Genomic DNA, 236 nt, shown 5'->3' on the forward strand with positions numbered 1-236 from the left:
GGCAGACCACGGCAGACGGGCTTCCAGATTAGCGTCCATCCACGTATCCGGATCGCGGTGCGTCATCAGCCCATAGACATCCAGATAGTGTTTCTCGATCCCGTCGATGTACGTCTGTACCAAAGGGTAAATCGACTTAGCATAATCCGCATCGCCGCTATAACGTAAGTAATCCCACACTTCACGCACCATCAACGGCGTACCGTCAGGAGTGTTGTAAACAATGTTGGGCTTAT

At 51.7% G+C, this 236-nt stretch carries 1 protein-coding gene; it reads right to left on the reverse strand.

Annotated features, from left to right (window positions below; translation table 11 throughout):
• On the reverse strand, positions 1 to 236 hold a 236-nt coding region (locus tag ABT58_RS23180; RefSeq protein WP_047876783.1), incomplete at both ends, for an amylo-alpha-1,6-glucosidase.

The sequence above is a fragment of the Photobacterium aphoticum genome, from assembly GCF_001029435.1.
Classification (GTDB): domain Bacteria; phylum Pseudomonadota; class Gammaproteobacteria; order Enterobacterales; family Vibrionaceae; genus Photobacterium; species Photobacterium aphoticum.